Genomic DNA, 16,159 nt, shown 5'->3' with positions numbered 1-16,159 from the left:
GATCAATTCACCAGGTATTTGAGGCGTTTTTCCAGGAAAGCGATGGATTCTTCCGTGAGCAGAATCAGCATGTCGCAGTGGATGTCGCGGTTTTCAATGGCGTAGCTGATCTCGACGCACAGCAGTTGCTCTTCCCGGCTGTTGTGGTGCTCCAGCAACTCATGGATGGGGCGGTGCTGGCCGAGGACTGCCGGGTGGCCCAGGCCCAGTTTTATGTCGAGCTGGTCGCTGATGCCATTGAGAAAGGCGCCAAACAGGATGCTGGACATGTCCATCAGCACCTCCACGTTCACGGCTTCGCCTTCAAGCACGTCGTAATGCAGCAGCTCAGCCATTTCACGGAAGCTGGCGTCTTCAAACAACAGCAGCGCCTCGCCGGCCAGGCCAGAGCCGGTGAAACCCTGGCAAACGGCGGAATATTCATTTTCCCGCTCGGCGGCGGAAATGGCCATACTCAGCTCGGAGCTGCTGATAAACGCCACGTTCGGGATGGGCTGGCGGACAAAGACCTTTAGCAGGCGAGCGAGCAAATCCGATGAGCGGCCCATGGCCACGTTGGCGATTTCCTGAAGGTAGTCGTTCAGGCTGACGGAGATTTCCGCGGGCTCGCCACTGCTCGCATTTAGCCAGCCGTCTTTCTGCGCGGCTGTTTCCAGCTCGTTGGGGCGGTAGAAACCGTATTCTTCAAGCAATTGTGCAACGTGGGCAGTGTCGGTCGGCTTTTTGATGAAATCGATGGCGCCGAGTTTGCGTACGCGAGCCCGGGCTTCGGGCTGGATGTCGCCGGAGACCACGATGGTGAGCACGGGCAGGTCGTCTTTCTGGATCTGTTCCAGTACCTGGTAGCCATCCAGGCCCGGCATGTTCAAATCCAGAAACAGTAGGTCAATGGTGGCAGTTCGAACCAGGCGCAAGGCATCTTCGCCACTGGGGGCGAAAGCAATGCTGTCTGCCAGGCCCGGGGGCAGGGCGCGGGCCATCTGTTTTCTGGCGAGCGAGGAGTCGTCGCAGATCAGGATTTGGGAGGTCATTGCGCCAAAGTTGTTATTGGTTGTTTGTTAAAGGTAGCCATTATAGCAGTGTAAATACATGTATGAGCAGGCTACATCAAGGATTTGCAAAGTTTGACACACCACCCCAAAATTCGTGAAACCTTTTGCGCAGGAGCGATGTTTTGATCCGCACATTTTACTGGCACGACTATGAAACCTTTGGTGTCGACCCGCTGCACGACCGGCCTTCGCAGTTTGCCGGGGTGCGCACGGATGCGGATCTGAACATTATTGAAGACCCGCTGGTGATTTACTGCAAACCGGCGGACGATTACCTGCCCGCGCCCCAGGCCTGCCTGATTACCGGCATTACCCCGCAAAAGGCGCTGGAAAATGGTTTTCCGGAAGCGGAATTTATCGCCCGGATCAATGAGGCGTTCAGCCAGCCCGGCACCTGCGCGGTGGGCTACAACAGTCTGCGCTTTGATGACGAAGTCACCCGCCACACCCTGTACCGAAACCTGCGCGACCCCTACGCCCGGGAATGGCAAAACGGCAATTCCCGCTGGGATATCATCGATATGGTGCGCTTAACTTACGCTCTGCGCCCTGAGGGGATCACCTGGCCCCGCAAAAAAGATGGCAGTCCGAGTTTCAGGCTTGAAGAGCTTACTCAGGCCAACGGCATTGCCCACGAAGCGGCCCACGACGCCATGTCGGATGTGGAAGCCACCATTGCCGTGGCGAAGCTGATTAAAGAGAAACAGCCGAAGTTGTTCGAGTTTGTGTTGAACAACAAGGACAAGCATTCGGCCCGGCAGATGCTGGATGTGGCGGGCATGAAGCCGGTGTTTCACATTTCCGGCAAGTACCCGGCCAAGCGCGGCAGTTGCGCCATGGTGGCACCGGTGGCGGAGCATCCCACCAATAAAAACGAAGTGCTGGTGTACGACTTGCGCGAAGACCCGGCAGAGCTGATTGAGGCCACGCCTGAGCAGATTCGTGAGCGGGTGTTTACTTCCCAGGCAGAGTTGGGCGAGGAGGTGCGCCGGTTTCCTTTGAAGGGCATTCAGGTGAACAAGTGCCCGGTGCTGGCCCCGGCCAATATGTTGTCCACGTTGTCGAAAGAAAAGCTGGAAGAGCTGGAGCTGGACGGCGAAGTACTGCGGGCCAATCTGGCAAAACTGCGTGCGGCACAAGGGCTGGCCGAACGGATTGCCGAGGCCTTTGAGCAAGGCTTTGATGGCTCGGATCTGACTGATCCGGACGAGCAGCTCTACGCCGGTGGTTTCATCAGCAAAGCTGACCGGGAGAAGCTGGATTGGCTGCTGAGCAAGCCGGTGGAGGAACTGGGCGAAGACGCAGCCACCCTGCGCTTCGAAGACGACCGCCTGCCGGAAATGATCTTCCGCTACCGTGCCCGAAATTATCCCCACACCCTGACCAGCGAAGAACGCGAACGCTGGGAGCAATTCCGCAGCAAACGCCTGATGCAGCCCAAAAAAGGCTGGCGCTCACTGGAGGCCTATGGCCACGAGCTGCAGCGACTGGCGGCGGATCCGTCGATTACCGAGGCGGAGATGTTGGTTCTGGAAGAGTTGCATTTATACGGGGAGTCTTTGGTTCCCTATTTCTGACCTGGGGTCGGGTACGGGGTCGGGTACAGGGTCTGACCCCGTACCCGACCCCAGGACCTTTATCTCCGCCGCTGGAAGTACACACTCAGGTTCTGGCCCATCAGGCTCTGTACCTCACTGCCCAGCGCTTCGGCCTGAATCTGCCGCTGCACCGGCCCGGTGGCCAGGCTGTGGCCGTCTTCGTCGCGGGCTTTGACCAGTTTCCAGTCTACTTCGTTGCTGACCATGGCCAGCAGGTTCTGCAGTTGCTTGCTGTCTTGCGGGCGGAACCAGCGGTCTCGGCAGCCGCCGAGGCTGTAGAAGTCGTCTTCCTGCAGCAGTTCCTGCCAGACGGCTTCGCCGCGTTCGGCCAGTACCAGGCGGCGTAGCTGGCGCAGGCTGGTGCGGGTGGGTTGCAGGTTGTGTTCGGCAATCAACTGGCGGATTTGTTTGTCGCCGGCGGTTTGTTCGCCCATGCCGGTATGCATGTGCACGACCGCGCCGGCCATGGAGGCGTTTTTCACGAGTCTGGCCAGGGACAGGTCGGTCATGGCCGGTGAGGGCAGGCGGCCGACTTCCACCCAGTGTACGCGATGGCCGTCCAGCACGAAGCGCTGGGCGATGGACCAGGGCCAGAATACGATGTTTTCCATGCCCAGTTCCTGGGCCATGCGGGTGCCCTTGGCCACGTTGGCCAGGGATTCGTCCACGGCGATGATTTCCACATCGTCCAGGTATTGCGCCAATTCCATGGCGCGCTGGCCGGATTGGGCGCCGCACACCATCAGGCGCAGGGTGTCTGGCAGGTTGTCGGCACTCAGGCCCAGCTCCTGTTCCATGACGGTTTTCAGGCTGGTTTCGGTGCGGTAGGCCAGTTGGCTCCACGCCGGCCAGGCCTGGGGTACGTCGGTTTTGGCCAGGCAGAGTTCGTCGGCTTTTTCGTCAAAGTTCTGTTTGATGGCTTCTTCTTCAGCGCGGTTGTAGTAGCTGGCGGCCATCAGTGGCTGCATGCCCAGTGGCCAGTCCATCAGGCTCCACTGGCCCAGCTGCATGGCGAAATTCTGGTGGAACAGGGCGCCGTACATGGCGCTGATCATCAGTGAGCCAATCATCGCTTCCTGGGTTTCACCCACGGCGAACTGCGCCATGATGCTTTCATTGATGGTGTGGGCCAGTTGCTCTTCGTCTTCCTCGGCGGTGATGGCAAAGCCGGTGCGCTCGGCGTATTCGCCGATGGCCAGGCACAGGGTTTGAAGCTCGTCGCGCAGGCTGGCGGTTTCGGCCACTTCGGCCATGATGCCACGACGTAGCAGGGCCACCAGTTGCTCCACGCCGGCGTTGGGCATGAGGGTTTTCTGCAGGGCCAGAATCAGTAGTTCGTCTTTGGCGGCTGCGTCCAGGAAGACCTGGGCATTCGGGTTGGCCAGGTCGTATTCCTGTTCAATGATGGCGCCGACAAACCGGCCGATTTCCTGGTGTGGCAGGCCGTCTTTTTTCAGCAGGGCGATGGCGTCCTGCGCCAATTCTTTGTCGGCCTTGTGAACATTCAGGTGCTGGGCACAGGTGAGCATGCCGGAGTAGATGGAGTCCCAGTCGGAACCGGTTTGCAGCAGCTTGCGATAGTGCAGGTAGGCCACATCAAACTGGCCCTGCAGCCGGCGGGCGTGGGCGATACCGCAGAAGGCGGCGGCGGATTGCCGGTTGCATTCCAGAGCGGCAACAAAGTACTCCTCCGCCAGGGCCGGGCGTTCGGTTTTCAGGGCCCAGTAGCCCAGGTTGCAGTATTGCTGTTCCTGGCCTGGCTGGCTGTTCAGGCTTTCATTGAACAGTGCGTGGGCTTTCTCCAGCTGGCCGTCATCCATCTCCACACGGCCCAGCAGGCCCAGCGCCGTGGCGTTGTTTGCCTGCAGTTGCAGCGCCTGTTGCAGGTACTCCCGGGCTTCCTTGCGCGCCTGCAGCCGCTGGGCAAACGCCAGCCCCTGGCTGTTGGACTCGCTATAAGCCAGGTTGGCCTGCAAAACCAGCCGCGCAACCTGCGCCTGGGTGGAGCGTGGGAGTTGGACTTCCTGATGTTGTGCTTGCATGGAACACCTCGTTACCAGCCAAATTCGAAAGCGGCAAAGGTCTGCAGTTTTTTGACGTTTTGCCGGGGTTTGGGAGAGTGGTTGCGAAAGGTGTGCCAGGTTTGGGGGGTGGGAAGGGGAGTTGGTCAGCTATGAAACTTTTGACGCAGTTGCTATAGCAACTATAATATGGTTGCAATGTCATTAAGGATGATTCTATGGTCAATAGGGAAAAGTTAGCGGCCAGGCTGCGGCGCAAACCCACGCCTAAAGATATTAAGTGGGCATAACTCCGCAGCTTTCTGATATCTCTTGGTTTTGAAGAAGCGCAGGGCAGTGGATCAAGAGTCAGGTTTTACATGGAACCGGAGCCCGGCAAGCGGGGAGTTATGATCAGGCTACACCGCCCGCACCCGGAAAAGGTATGCGGCCCGCTGATGATCAAAGATGTGGTGCAAACGTTACAGGCCTGGGGGCTTCTATGAGCAGCAATACACTGAAATACAAAGGCCAGATAGGCTCCATAGAGCATGACCTGGATAGAGGCATGTTGTACGGCAAGCTTTTGTTTATTAACGACTTGGTACTAATGGGTAACAAAGTAGCCGAACACTTAAAAATATCGACTGAAAAAGGCCGAAAACTCGTTATTTCAACGATAAATCAATAGGTTAAATTCGTAGATAATCTTTCGGGAGTTGCGTTGACCGGTGTTCGGATACAAAGTTTCGCATTAGTAACTTACGAAGCCGAAAGTCTGCGTGCCTTGGAAGCGGAGTTTAAAGTTTCCGTGGATGAATACCTTGCGGATTGTGAAGCCATGGGCATACAGCCGAACAAGCCTTTTAAGGGCTCTTTCAACATCCGCATTGGCAGAGATTTGCATAGAAAACTGGCAATGAAAGCGGCGGATGAGGGGCTGGGGTTGAACGAGGCTGTTCAGCAGGCAGTGGAGCGGTTTGTGGTCAACGAGAATCGTCTGGAACGGTGACCACAGGGCGACCACAGGGGAAAAAATCAGCTCCGAAGCCGTGATACGTTGGTCAGAAACCTGAACTGGAAATCAAGCTACGACATGAAACATCTCGAAGACTTGGTAAATAAAGTGCGCCAACTGCCGCCGGCGCGACAGCAGCAAGTTTTCAACTTTGTTGAGTTTTTGGCGCAGCGTCATGAAAATAGTCAAGAGTCGGAGCCAGATGACTCTGAAATCGATACCAGCGATATCCCTGAGCTGGACGACGCCTTTTTTGAGAGGGCGGAGTTTCGCCGGCTCCAAAGGCGTAGGGGTGAAAAAGGTAAGGTTGATAAAGACTTGAGTGTTGAGCGCGTGGAGGACGACATTAATGACGATTCGTCCTTGAACGATTAGCTTTTAGAGGTGCTCAGGGAGAAGCAGTCCCGCTCAATTCAGGGATTGAAAGACGTGTTTGCGGTAGTGGCTTGAGGCGGCCCAAAGCAGAATGTGGGTGTCCAGAAGCAAGTTCATGTTAACCCCCGAACATCTCGGTGGTCTCGCTCTTTCCCATACGATCAAAATCGTCAGGAACCGTGAACTGACCAGCCATGAAGCCGATGCGTTTTTGTTGGTTTGGTTCCGGGCTGTCGATTGCTGATACCCGGGCAACGGGCTTGCCTGCTTTGGCAATGATGAACGCCTCTCCCTTTGATGTTCGGGCAACCAACTGTGAGAGTCGGGTTTTTGCTTCGTGCATGTTGATGGATTCCATAACGACACCCTTTGATTGTTAGTTCACTGTGGTTAATTTATGCCTCTTTGCTGCGAAATTGTATAGTAGCTCCGGGTGTTCACAAGTTATTGTTCAATTCTGTATATTGCCAAGCCCGCGATACAGTAGCCCGGCTGGGGGGTGGCGGGGTATATTAATGGAAAGAGGGTATTGATTCGGGTTGAATTCACGGGTGAAGGTAAGTTCCATTGGTCAAATCGATTTTAGAGCTGATTGGCCGAGAAAAAGAGCTGTTCTCGACTGATGTTCAGAATAGCGAAGAAAAACTAATCAGAGTCGTTAGTTCCTCTCGCTTCCTAGTACTCGGCGGCGCTGGCTCCATAGGCCAGGCCGTCACGAGAGAAATTTTCAAACGTAATCCCACCAAACTCCATGTAGTCGACATCAGCGAAAACAACTTGGTAGAGCTGGTTCGCGATATCCGAAGTAGCTTCGGTTACATCCCGGGCGACTTCCGGACCTTTGCTTTAGATATCGGATCGGTTGAGTATGATGCGTTCTTCAAAGCCGACGGCGGCTATGATTACATCCTGAACCTCTCCGCCCTCAAACACGTGCGCAGTGAGAAGGACCCTTACACGCTCATGCGCATGGTGGACGTAAACGTTTTCAACACCGACAAAACCGTTCGCCAAGCCGCAGGAGCCGGAGCAACCAAGTATTTTTGTGTGTCTACCGACAAGGCAGCAAACCCGGTCAACATGATGGGCGCCTCCAAACGCATCATGGAAATGTTCCTCATGCGCAGAAGCCTGCAAATGGACATTTCCACCGCCCGCTTTGCAAACGTGGCCTTCTCTGATGGCTCTTTGCTGCACGGGTTTAACCAGCGCCTGGAAAAACGCCAGCCGATTGTAGCGCCCAACGATGTTCGCCGTTACTTCGTGACCCCGAAAGAATCCGGCGAACTGTGCCTGATGTCCTGTATTTTTGGCGACAACCGGGACATTTTCTTCCCAAAACTTAGCGAGAAGCTGCACCTGATCTCTTTTGCTGATATCGCCGTGAAATATCTGGCAGAGAAGGGCTACGAGCCCGTTTTGTGCAGCGATGAAAACGAGGCTCGGGAACTGGCGAAAACCCTCCCGGAACAAGGCAAGTGGCCATGCCTGTTCACCTCCAGTGACACCACCGGTGAGAAAGACTTCGAAGAATTCTTTACCGACCAGGAAACGCTGGATATGGCTCGCTTCGAGAACCTGGGCATTATCAAGAACGACGCCGAGTTTGATGAGCAGCTACTGGCCGAGTTTGAAGAGCGCATTGCCGGAATGAAGCGAGATCTGACATGGACCAAGCAGGAGCTTGTTGACCTGTTTCACCGCATGATTCCGGGTTTTGGCCATAAAGAAACCGGCAGATATCTCGACAGCAAAATGTGAGGCAGCTTTGAGTGACCAACTGATTCGGTTTATCAGAGATTATTTCGGAACCAAAGAATTTATCCCCCTTCATGCCCCAATATTTCCCGGTCGTGAGAAGGAATACGTGCTCGACACCATCGAGTCTTCTTTTGTCTCCAGTGTAGGTGCTTACGTGGACCGATTCGAGCGAGATATGGCCAGTTACACCGGTTCGCCCAAGGCCGTCGCCACCGTAAACGGCACCGCAGCTCTCCACATTGCGTTGAAGCTTGCGGGAGTGAGGAAGGGTGATCTGGTAATCACGCAGCCCCTCACCTTTGTGGCTACCTGTAATGCTATCGCTTACTGCAGCGCCGAGCCGGTGTTTATCGACGTAGACAGGGATACAATGGGATTGTCTGCTGAGGCCCTGAAAGCCTGGCTGGAGGAAAACGCTAAGCTCGACTTAGAAGGCGTGTGCAGAACCAAAGAGGATGGCAAGGCCATTCGTGCGTGTGTCCCGATGCACACCTTCGGCCACCCTGCGGATTTGGATGGTTTGTGTGAGGTAACCCAGCGCTGGAGCATTGTCTTGATAGAGGATGCGGCGGAATCACTGGGAAGCTTCTATAAAGGCCGGCATACCGGCACCTTCGGTGCTTTGGGCACACTCAGCTTCAATGGCAACAAGATCATGACCACCGGTGGCGGCGGGATGATCCTGGCAAGTGAGGCAGCGGCAGCAAGAGCTAAACACCTCACCACCACAGCCAAAAAGCCGCACACCTATGAGTACATTCACGACGAGCTGGGTTACAACTACCGTTTGCCAAATTTGAATGCGGCACTGGGCTGTGCTCAGCTTGAGCAGTTGGAGTCATTCATTAGTGCCAAGCGTGCGCTCGCCAGTAGCTATGAAGCATTCTTCAAGGGCTCTTCAATGCAATTCATCACTGAGCCGCCGGAGTGTCGTTCCAACTACTGGTTGAATGGTGTTATCTGTGAGGACAAAAAGCAGCGGGATGAGCTGTTGGGGAGCACCAACAGCAAAGGTGTCATGACTCGCCCTATTTGGGCCTTGATGAATCATCTGCCGATGTACCAATGTTGCCGCCGTGGTGATCTGGCTAACGCTGAGTGGTTGGAAGAGCGGGTTGTGAGTTTGCCGAGTAGTTTTAAGTTGAAATAACACTTAGGCGAACTTGTTTTATTAAAGGAACATAAATATGTTTTCCGAATCTAGTGATTTTAAGGTTTCGTTGGAAGAGTTGAAGAATTTTGAAAAATACGTTCCGAGGCAGGCGTTATCTCGATTCATGGCGCGGTATGAACTCTTTAAATTACAGCTGAATGTTAAAGGCTGCGTTGTTGAATGTGGTGTGCATCATGGTGGTGGTCTACTGGGGTGGGCGAAAATGTCGTCGGCATTAGAGCCCTACGCGTTAGATCGTCGGATTTTTGGGTTTGATACTTTTGAAGGGTTTCCCTCTGTAAGTGATAAAGATTCTGGTGAAATAAATGAAAACAGGAAGTTGGGTGGGCTTTGCGCTTCATATGATGTATATGGTGAACTGTTGTCGTTGATTAATGATTATGACAAAAACCGTTTTCTTAATGAGTTCCAAAAAATTTTTTTGGTTAAGGGCGACGCTTGCAAGACGATCCCTGTTTTTTTAGAAGATAATCCTTATCTTTTAATTAGCCTGTTGTTTCTCGACTTCGATCTTTATGAGCCTACTAAAGTTGCTTTAGAAAACTTTTTGCCACGAATGCCTAAAGGTTCGGTTCTTGCTTTTGACGAGCTTAACAACCCTTGGTGGCCAGGAGAAACTCAGGCCGCTCTAGAATATTTTGACATAAATACAAGAGAAATAAATAGATTCAGTTTTGATCCCAGTATTAGTTACGTTATTTTGTGAATATAAGTTTCCGTGGTTATTTTTAATTGTAGGGTTGCAGGAAATGTCTGGCAAGCGATATAAGATTATGATAGAGGCATCAGGAAGTCTGGCCGTTGGCTACCTGATTAGTAATATTCAGGCTGCTGGGCATGAATGTATCGCAAGTGATATTGACGAAGAATCTGTTGGTAAATTGTTAGCGGACAATTTTATCTTAATGCCATTAGCCGGTGACCCAGGTCTTTGGCAGCATGCACATGATGCTTTAACAGAGATGTCGATAGATATAGTGATTCCCTCACTTGATGAAACGCTTCAAGGCTGGGCTCAACGCAAACAATCTTATGCGCAGCGTGGGATTTCTGTTATTGTTTCAGACCCCGATGTTGTCGCTATATGTCAGGATAAATGGCGCACATTTCAGTTTTTTGCGGAACATGGCATCCCAACCGCTGAAACCAGTTTGACGCAAGACTATCCTCTGGTTAAGCCTCGTACCGGTCGTGGTGGTGCTGGCGTCCAGGTCACCCATAAAAAAGTAGACATGGACGGCATGATTTCCCAAGAAATTTTATCAGGAACAGAGTATACCATCGATATTTTCTGTAGTGCTGAATCACAGCCCGAGTATATTGTTCCACGTCGTCGTATCAATGTGAGGGATGGTAAATCAACGGCCGGAGTAGTGGAAAAACATAGTGGTATTGAAGCCTGGGTACGGGCAATTTGTAAGCGCTTACGTTTTATCGGTCCTGTCAATATGCAGTGTTTTGTTCTTCCTGATGGTTCAATAAAGTTCGTTGAAATTAATCCTCGTATAGCAGGAGGGATGGCATTGGGTTTTGCAGCTACAGAAAACTGGATTAATTTAATTGTTGATAACATCATTGAAGGTAAACCTATAGTGCCAAGACCAATCCAAGATGGTTTGAAAATGAGAAGGTACTACTCGGAAGTTTTTGCAACCTCAGATTGATTGAGATACGTGTATTTGGTTAGAACACGGTTAATGATTCGATATTTGGCTCATCTATTATTGTTGCTGAAGTTAAATATAAAAAAAATAGGGTAGGGCCGAATATACATCTTGTTAATAGAGGTTTGACTCCATGAGAACCGTTTTGGGTGTTACTGGTATTCGGTCTGAATACGACATAATGTCTTCGGTGTTCCATGCTATTAAGGAACATCCAGAGCTTAGCCTGCAATTAGCTGTGACCGGCGCTCATCTCAGCGACGCGTATGGGCGCACGGTAGATGATATTCGCAATGATGGTTTTGAGATTGTTGATGAGATTGAAAGTTTGATTAATGGCGATCAGGCAGCGGCACGTGTCAAAGGATTGGGGATACAGTTGCAAGGCCTGGTACAGACGGTGTCTCGGGTTAGGCCTGATTGGCTGCTGGTGCTCGGTGATCGCGAGGAATCGATTGCGACTGCTCTGGTTGGAGCTTACATGAACATTCCGGTAGCCCATGTTGCGGGTGGAGACAGAGTTGTAGGTAATGTTGATGATCAGGTTCGTCATGCTGTAACGAAGCTTGCTCACCTTCATTTCACTACTAACCGCGAAAGTTCAGAGCGCATCTTGCGTTTGGGTGAGCAGGAATTCCGCGTGTTTAATGTAGGCAACCCGGGCCTTGACCGACTGCTGCAAGTTCCAGACTTGGATATAGGGACTATTGGCGATCGCCTTGGTTTTTCAGTGCCCGTCGACAAACCGATTGTGATGGTGATTCAGCATGTTATTTCAACCGAAATAGACGATGCGTACCGTCAGATGCGGGTAACACTGGAGGCGGTTGCGGAGCTCGGTTTGCCTACGATTCTCAGTTACCCCAACTCTGATGCCGGTGGGCAACAAATGATTCGAGCCATCCGTGAGTTCGAGCATTTACCTGAAATTCATGCGTTTAAAAACATACCACGCTTGGAGTTTGTAAACCTGATGCGCAGGTCTTCATGCCTTCTCGGTAATTCCAGCGCTGGAATTTTAGAAGCTCCATTACTAAAGCTACCGGTTATTAATGTTGGCAATCGGCAAAAGGGGCGACTCCATGCTGAAAATGTTCAGTTTGTTTCGCATGACAAAAGCCAGATCAAACGAGCCGTGACCAAAGCATGCTTTGATCTCGACTACCGCGCTTATGTGGGTAACTGCGCGAACCCTTATGGTAATGGGCGGTCTTCCTCTCTCATCGCTGATACGCTTGCCCACACTCCGATTGATGAAAAGTTGCTTATTAAAGACATTACCTATTAAGGATTTACGGAAACATCATGTGGTTTTGGGATGCTAAGGACATAAGTGGTTGATGAGAAATATAAATCGGTGTCTCGTGATCGCCCCCCATCCTGACGATGAAACGTTGGGGTGTGGTGGCACCATATTGAAGCTAAAGGCGCAAGGTGTAGCGGTTCATTGGCTTATCGTAACGACAATAGAAGGCGTTTCTGGCTTTTCCCAGGAGCGAGTGCCTGCCCGAGCCAGGGAAATTGCGGCGGTGCGAGAGGCCTACGGATTTGATGGCGTACACCACTGCTCCTTGCCTGCGGCGGCCTTGGATACCATTAGCAAAGGAGAGTTGGTCGGAGCGATTGGGAATACCGTCAAGAGCGTAAATCCGGGGAGCCTTTACATTCCCTACAGGAACGATGTCCATAGCGACCATACCGCTGTATTCGATGCCGCCGTCTCTGCCGCCAAAACATTCCGCTCTCCGTCCGTGAGAGCGATCTACGCTTATGAGACGTTGTCGGAAACAGATTTTTGTTTACGACCGGGCGATTCGGGCTTTCGTCCCAATCTTTATGAAAATATAACCGGCTATCTGGATAAAAAAATTGACATCATGTCGCTGTTTGAAGGAGAAATGGGAAAGTTTCCGTTCCCTCGAAGTGAGGAGTGCCTTAGGGCGTTAGCAACGTTAAGGGGCGCCCAGGCAAATTGCCTCGCTGCTGAAGCATTTATGACCCTCAAGGAAATACGTTAAGCCATGTCTGTTTTGATTATTGCCGAAGCTGGAGTGAATCATAATGGCGAAAAAGCCAAAGCGCTGGAGCTGATTGACGTAGCGGCAAACTCTGGTGCGGACGCTGTTAAGTTTCAAACTTTCAACGCGGAACGCCTGGCCTCAACGAGCGCTCGTAAAGCAGCTTATCAGCAGCAGACGACTGATGCGACAGAGTCTCAGCTAGCCATGCTTAAAGCACTGGAAATGCCGGTTGAGTGGCACCAAGACCTGAAAGCATATGCTAACAAGCTGGGTATTCAGTTTGTATCAACAGCATTTGACTTAGGCAGCTTGGAGCTTTTGGAAAGCCTGGACTTGCCTTTCTACAAAATCTCCTCTGGTGAAATTACCAACGGCCCTTTGTTAATGGCATTTGCTCGTACGGGAAAAAAGGTCATTTTATCGACGGGAATGGCTACTCTCGGTGAAGTGGAGCAAGCATTAGCGGTTTTGGCATGGGGGTACAACCATAAAGAGCTTCCGAGGTCATTAACTGATGTATGGGAGTACTGGTCCTCTTCGCGCGCAGCCTTTTTCTTGAGAGAAAAGGTATCTCTCTTGCATTGCACGTCTCAATACCCGACCCCGGTGGAAGAGGTGAATCTCCAAGCGATGGATACTCTTGCGAAAAGCTTTGGCCTTGAGGTGGGGTATTCAGATCATACCCAAGGAGTACTGATTCCAGTTGCGGCTGTAGCCCGTGGGGCGCTGATTATTGAAAAACATTTTACCCTGGACAAAACTCTGCCGGGACCAGATCACAAAGCATCGCTTGAGCCAATTGAACTCCGACAAATGGTGAGGGCGATTCGTGATGTTGAAACGGCTTTGGGAGACGGACAGAAGCGTCCTCAGATGAGTGAATGGGACGCTCGTTCCGTTGCCCGACAGAAAATTGTTGCGTGTACGAATATCTCACATGGCACTGTTTTCACAGAGGAAAATTTGAGCACCTCAAGAACTTCCGGGGGAGAATCACCAATACATATCTGGGATTTGTATGGTAAAAAAGCGAACCGGAGTTATCGGAAGGGGGACACCATTGAGCGTCTTTGAGCCACACGCCAATTCCAGGAAATGTGTGCTTTTGGGGGCTGGTGGGCATGCAAAAGTAGTTGTCGATGCTCTTAAGAGCCGAGACCTCAAGATAGATGGCGTCGTTGCCCCGGAGCTGGCGAATGATCATTCGTTTTGGCGAGGCTTAAAGGTGCTGGGTGATGATGATTGGCTTATTGGGCAAGAGCCGAAAGAGTTCATTCTGTTAAACGGAGTGGGTGGTTTACCAGGTAATTGTCTGCGCCAAAGTCTCTTTGACCGATTTAAATCGGCTGGTTTTGAATTTCAGACCGTTATTCATCCAAACACCACGATAGGCTCTGAAGTCACATTAGGTGAGGGGAGCCAAATTATGGCAGGGGTCGTCCTTCAGGTTGGTTCGCACATTGGCGATAACACGATCATTAACACTGGCGCAACCGTTGACCATGACTGTCAAATTGGGAAGAGCGTTCACATAGCTCCTGGTGTTAATGTCTCTGGAGAGGTCGTTATAGAAGATGAAGTGCATTTGGGCACTGGGGCATCAGTCATACAGGGGGTCACGATAGGGGTGCGGTCAATAGTTGGCGCTGGAACGGTTGTAGTCCAATCTTTGCCCATGGCTTCGAAGGTTGTTGGACCCAAACCGCGGTTAACAGTCATTGGTGGCAGGAGTCAGTAATGAAGCAGTGGCATAAAGCGTTAGTCAATCGCGATGCAAACCTCGAACAGGCGATTAAAGTGCTTGATAAGGCGGCCCTGCGTATAGCGTTAGTTGTTGACCCAAAAGGAATTCTGCTTGGAACGTTGACAGACGGTGATGTTCGTCGAGCATTGTTGAAACATTTTTCAATGGAAACGCCGGTAGAGCAGGTTATGAATACGAGCCCGAAAACCGGGAAAGAGAACTGGACAGAGAATCGTATTCTGGATGTTATGAGGCGCTACAAAGTACTGCAGTTACCGCTTGTCGACAATGAGGAAAAAATAGTCGGTCTTGCCAGCCTGGATGACGTGCTTAATAAAGGTCGCCATGATAACCCAGTATTTTTGATGGCTGGTGGTTTTGGCACTCGCTTGCGGCCACTCACCAATACTTGTCCAAAACCGATGCTAAAAGTGGGTGATAAGCCAATACTAGAGCAAATTTTACTTAATTTTATTAAAGCTGGATTTCATAACTTTTATATTTCTGTCCATTACATGCCGGAGATCATTAAGCGTCATTTTGGCGATGGAGAAGATTGGGGAGTACGTATTCGCTATGTTCATGAGGCAGAGCCGTTAGGTACAGCAGGTGCGTTGGGGTTGCTGCCCCACGAAGAGTTTGAGCTTCCAGTCTTTGTCATGAATGGTGATTTACTTACCTCTCTTAATATTCACGGTTTGCTTGAATTTCATGAATCCCATGAGGGCGTGGCCACAATGTGTGTACGTGAGTATGAACAGCAAATTCCTTACGGAGTTGTGACTAGTCAAGGCTCTCAAATACTTTCTATGGTTGAAAAGCCTGTGCATCGATTCTTTATAAATGCTGGTGTTTATTTGCTTGATCCGAAAATATTGAGAGAGATCAGGAAAGGAGAAAGAATTGATATGCCTGCTTTGCTGGATGAACAGATTGAGAAGGGGAAGGTTGTGAATATGTTTCCAGTTCACGAGCACTGGCTTGATATAGGTCGAATCGATGACTTCTATCAGGCACAGACTGAAATAATGGAATATATGCATGGCTGATGATAAAAAAATTCTCTTTGTGATCCCTGCTCGACGTGGAAGTAAACGGGTGCATCGAAAAAATATAAAAAATCTTGCAGGAAAGCCTTTGATCTGCTGGACTATTGAGGCTGCCCTACCTCTAAGTGAAAAAAACCTGATTGTTGTAAGCAGTGATGATGAAGAGGTGTTAGACATTTCAAATCGTTATAAAAATAAAAATTTGTTGGCTCACAAACGTCCCAAAGAACTAGCCTCCGATACATCTACGACTGACTCTGTTGTAGTTGATGCTGCTTTAGTTGCTCAACAATATGGTTTTGAGCCGGACACTATCGTCTTGTTGCAGCCAACTTCACCGTTACGAAAAAAAGAAAATATTGTTGAGGCGCTTCAGCTGTTCGAAAAGGCCGGCAGTGTTGACTCAGTTGTTTCCGTTAGTGAGGTTGATCACCCTTCGGTATGGATTGGCGCTATTGATAAAAACTCTATTATTAGTGGCTTGGATTTGTCGGGTGGACGCTCTCAGGATCATGAAAAGGAGTATCGTTTGAACGGTGCGATATACGTGATATCGGCAACGTTTCTGATGCAGAAATGTAAAGTTTTTACTCCGGTTTTACGGGCTTATGTTATGCCTCGAGAATTTTCAATCGATATTGACGAAAACATGGATTTTAAAATTGCCGAGAGTCTTTTCGGTATGTGATTCGGCTTTGGTAAT

Annotated in this window: 16 protein-coding genes; 13 read left to right on the top strand and 3 right to left on the bottom strand. The window is 50.9% G+C overall.

All coding sequences use genetic code 11. From position 1 onward, the window contains the following. Positions 1 to 2: 2 nt before the first annotated feature. A complete protein-coding gene (locus tag BMZ63_RS00730) occupies positions 3 to 1,031 on the bottom strand; it encodes a response regulator (RefSeq protein ID WP_091700384.1) in 1,029 nt (342 codons plus the stop codon). Between the two features lie 143 nt (positions 1,032 to 1,174). Between BMZ63_RS00730 and sbcB the strand changes: the two genes are divergently transcribed. Next, positions 1,175 to 2,629, top strand: a complete 1,455-nt coding sequence (gene sbcB, locus BMZ63_RS00725; RefSeq protein WP_091700382.1) for an exodeoxyribonuclease I — start codon at positions 1,175 to 1,177, stop codon at positions 2,627 to 2,629. 59 nt (positions 2,630 to 2,688) lie between these two features. Here sbcB and BMZ63_RS00720 read toward each other — a convergent pair whose 3' ends face one another. Beyond that, complete coding sequence (locus BMZ63_RS00720; protein WP_091700380.1) at positions 2,689 to 4,692, bottom strand: tetratricopeptide repeat protein; 2,004 nt, start codon at positions 4,690 to 4,692, stop codon at positions 2,689 to 2,691. Positions 4,693 to 5,374: 682 nt separating this feature from the next. Here BMZ63_RS00720 and BMZ63_RS00710 point away from each other — a divergent pair. Together BMZ63_RS00710 and BMZ63_RS00705 are read left to right on the top strand one after the other, a co-directional pair. Next, on the top strand, positions 5,375 to 5,662 hold the full coding sequence (locus BMZ63_RS00710; protein WP_091700376.1) for a type II toxin-antitoxin system HicB family antitoxin: 288 nt from the start codon (positions 5,375 to 5,377) through the stop codon (positions 5,660 to 5,662). An 84-nt stretch (positions 5,663 to 5,746) separates the two neighbouring features. Further along, positions 5,747 to 6,043: a DUF2281 domain-containing protein gene (locus BMZ63_RS00705; protein ID WP_091700374.1), complete on the top strand. Its 297-nt coding sequence runs from the start codon at positions 5,747 to 5,749 to the stop codon at positions 6,041 to 6,043. A gap of 118 nt (positions 6,044 to 6,161) precedes the next feature. On the opposite strand, the gene BMZ63_RS00700 is transcribed toward BMZ63_RS00705, so the two are convergent. Then, entirely contained in the window at positions 6,162 to 6,401 is a 240-nt protein-coding gene (locus BMZ63_RS00700; protein WP_091700373.1) for a type II toxin-antitoxin system Phd/YefM family antitoxin, read from the bottom strand. 209 nt (positions 6,402 to 6,610) lie between these two features. Between BMZ63_RS00700 and BMZ63_RS00695 the strand changes: the two genes are divergently transcribed. The 10 genes from BMZ63_RS00695 (at position 6,611) to BMZ63_RS00650 (ending at position 16,144) form a co-directional block, all read left to right on the top strand. Next, a complete protein-coding gene (locus BMZ63_RS00695) occupies positions 6,611 to 7,804 on the top strand; it encodes a UDP-N-acetylglucosamine 4,6-dehydratase (protein WP_091700371.1) in 1,194 nt (397 codons plus the stop codon). Between the two features lie 7 nt (positions 7,805 to 7,811). Then, positions 7,812 to 8,954: a LegC family aminotransferase gene (locus BMZ63_RS00690; protein WP_091700369.1), complete on the top strand. Its 1,143-nt coding sequence runs from the start codon at positions 7,812 to 7,814 to the stop codon at positions 8,952 to 8,954. A 37-nt stretch (positions 8,955 to 8,991) separates the two neighbouring features. Continuing rightward, the gene (locus tag BMZ63_RS00685) at positions 8,992 to 9,684 is read left to right on the top strand and encodes a TylF/MycF/NovP-related O-methyltransferase (protein ID WP_091700367.1); all 693 of its coding nucleotides are present in this window, start codon (positions 8,992 to 8,994) and stop codon (positions 9,682 to 9,684) included. Between the two features lie 43 nt (positions 9,685 to 9,727). Next, entirely contained in the window at positions 9,728 to 10,642 is a 915-nt protein-coding gene (locus tag BMZ63_RS00680) for an ATP-grasp domain-containing protein (protein ID WP_091700365.1), read from the top strand. A gap of 133 nt (positions 10,643 to 10,775) precedes the next feature. After that, entirely contained in the window at positions 10,776 to 11,930 is a 1,155-nt protein-coding gene (gene neuC, locus BMZ63_RS00675; protein WP_091700363.1) for a UDP-N-acetylglucosamine 2-epimerase, read from the top strand. 52 nt (positions 11,931 to 11,982) lie between these two features. Beyond that, complete coding sequence (locus tag BMZ63_RS00670) at positions 11,983 to 12,660, top strand: PIG-L deacetylase family protein (protein WP_091700361.1); 678 nt, start codon at positions 11,983 to 11,985, stop codon at positions 12,658 to 12,660. A 3-nt stretch (positions 12,661 to 12,663) separates the two neighbouring features. Then, positions 12,664 to 13,737: an N-acetylneuraminate synthase gene (neuB, locus tag BMZ63_RS00665; protein WP_091700359.1), complete on the top strand. Its 1,074-nt coding sequence runs from the start codon at positions 12,664 to 12,666 to the stop codon at positions 13,735 to 13,737. Next, on the top strand, positions 13,724 to 14,401 hold the full coding sequence (locus BMZ63_RS00660; protein ID WP_177187000.1) for an acetyltransferase: 678 nt from the start codon (positions 13,724 to 13,726) through the stop codon (positions 14,399 to 14,401). The genes neuB and BMZ63_RS00660 overlap by 14 nt, the downstream gene beginning before the upstream one ends. Next, complete coding sequence (locus tag BMZ63_RS00655; RefSeq protein ID WP_091700354.1) at positions 14,401 to 15,456, top strand: nucleotidyltransferase family protein; 1,056 nt, start codon at positions 14,401 to 14,403, stop codon at positions 15,454 to 15,456. The genes BMZ63_RS00660 and BMZ63_RS00655 overlap by 1 nt, the downstream gene beginning before the upstream one ends. Next, a complete protein-coding gene (locus BMZ63_RS00650; RefSeq protein ID WP_091700352.1) occupies positions 15,449 to 16,144 on the top strand; it encodes an acylneuraminate cytidylyltransferase family protein in 696 nt (231 codons plus the stop codon). Before BMZ63_RS00655 ends, BMZ63_RS00650 begins: the two co-directional genes overlap by 8 nt. Positions 16,145 to 16,159 lie beyond the last annotated feature (15 nt).

It is taken from the genome of Marinobacter persicus, assembly GCF_900114155.1.
Lineage (GTDB): Bacteria > Pseudomonadota > Gammaproteobacteria > Pseudomonadales > Oleiphilaceae > Marinobacter > Marinobacter persicus.
This window is presented reverse-complemented; position numbering and strand designations above follow the sequence as displayed.

Coding starts and splice junctions, on each gene's coding strand:
- BMZ63_RS00730 (WP_091700384.1), bottom strand. CDS start 1,031: ATGACCTCCCAAATCCTGATCTGCGACGACTCCTCGCTCGCCAGAAAA.
- BMZ63_RS00720 (WP_091700380.1), bottom strand. CDS start 4,692: ATGCAAGCACAACATCAGGAAGTCCAACTCCCACGCTCCACCCAGGCG.
- BMZ63_RS00705 (WP_091700374.1), top strand. CDS start 5,747: ATGAAACATCTCGAAGACTTGGTAAATAAAGTGCGCCAACTGCCGCCG.
- BMZ63_RS00700 (WP_091700373.1), bottom strand. CDS start 6,401: ATGGAATCCATCAACATGCACGAAGCAAAAACCCGACTCTCACAGTTG.
- BMZ63_RS00685 (WP_091700367.1), top strand. CDS start 8,992: ATGTTTTCCGAATCTAGTGATTTTAAGGTTTCGTTGGAAGAGTTGAAG.
- BMZ63_RS00680 (WP_091700365.1), top strand. CDS start 9,728: ATGTCTGGCAAGCGATATAAGATTATGATAGAGGCATCAGGAAGTCTG.
- neuC (WP_091700363.1), top strand. CDS start 10,776: ATGAGAACCGTTTTGGGTGTTACTGGTATTCGGTCTGAATACGACATA.
- BMZ63_RS00670 (WP_091700361.1), top strand. CDS start 11,983: ATGAGAAATATAAATCGGTGTCTCGTGATCGCCCCCCATCCTGACGAT.
- neuB (WP_091700359.1), top strand. CDS start 12,664: ATGTCTGTTTTGATTATTGCCGAAGCTGGAGTGAATCATAATGGCGAA.
- BMZ63_RS00655 (WP_091700354.1), top strand. CDS start 14,401: ATGAAGCAGTGGCATAAAGCGTTAGTCAATCGCGATGCAAACCTCGAA.
- BMZ63_RS00650 (WP_091700352.1), top strand. CDS start 15,449: ATGGCTGATGATAAAAAAATTCTCTTTGTGATCCCTGCTCGACGTGGA.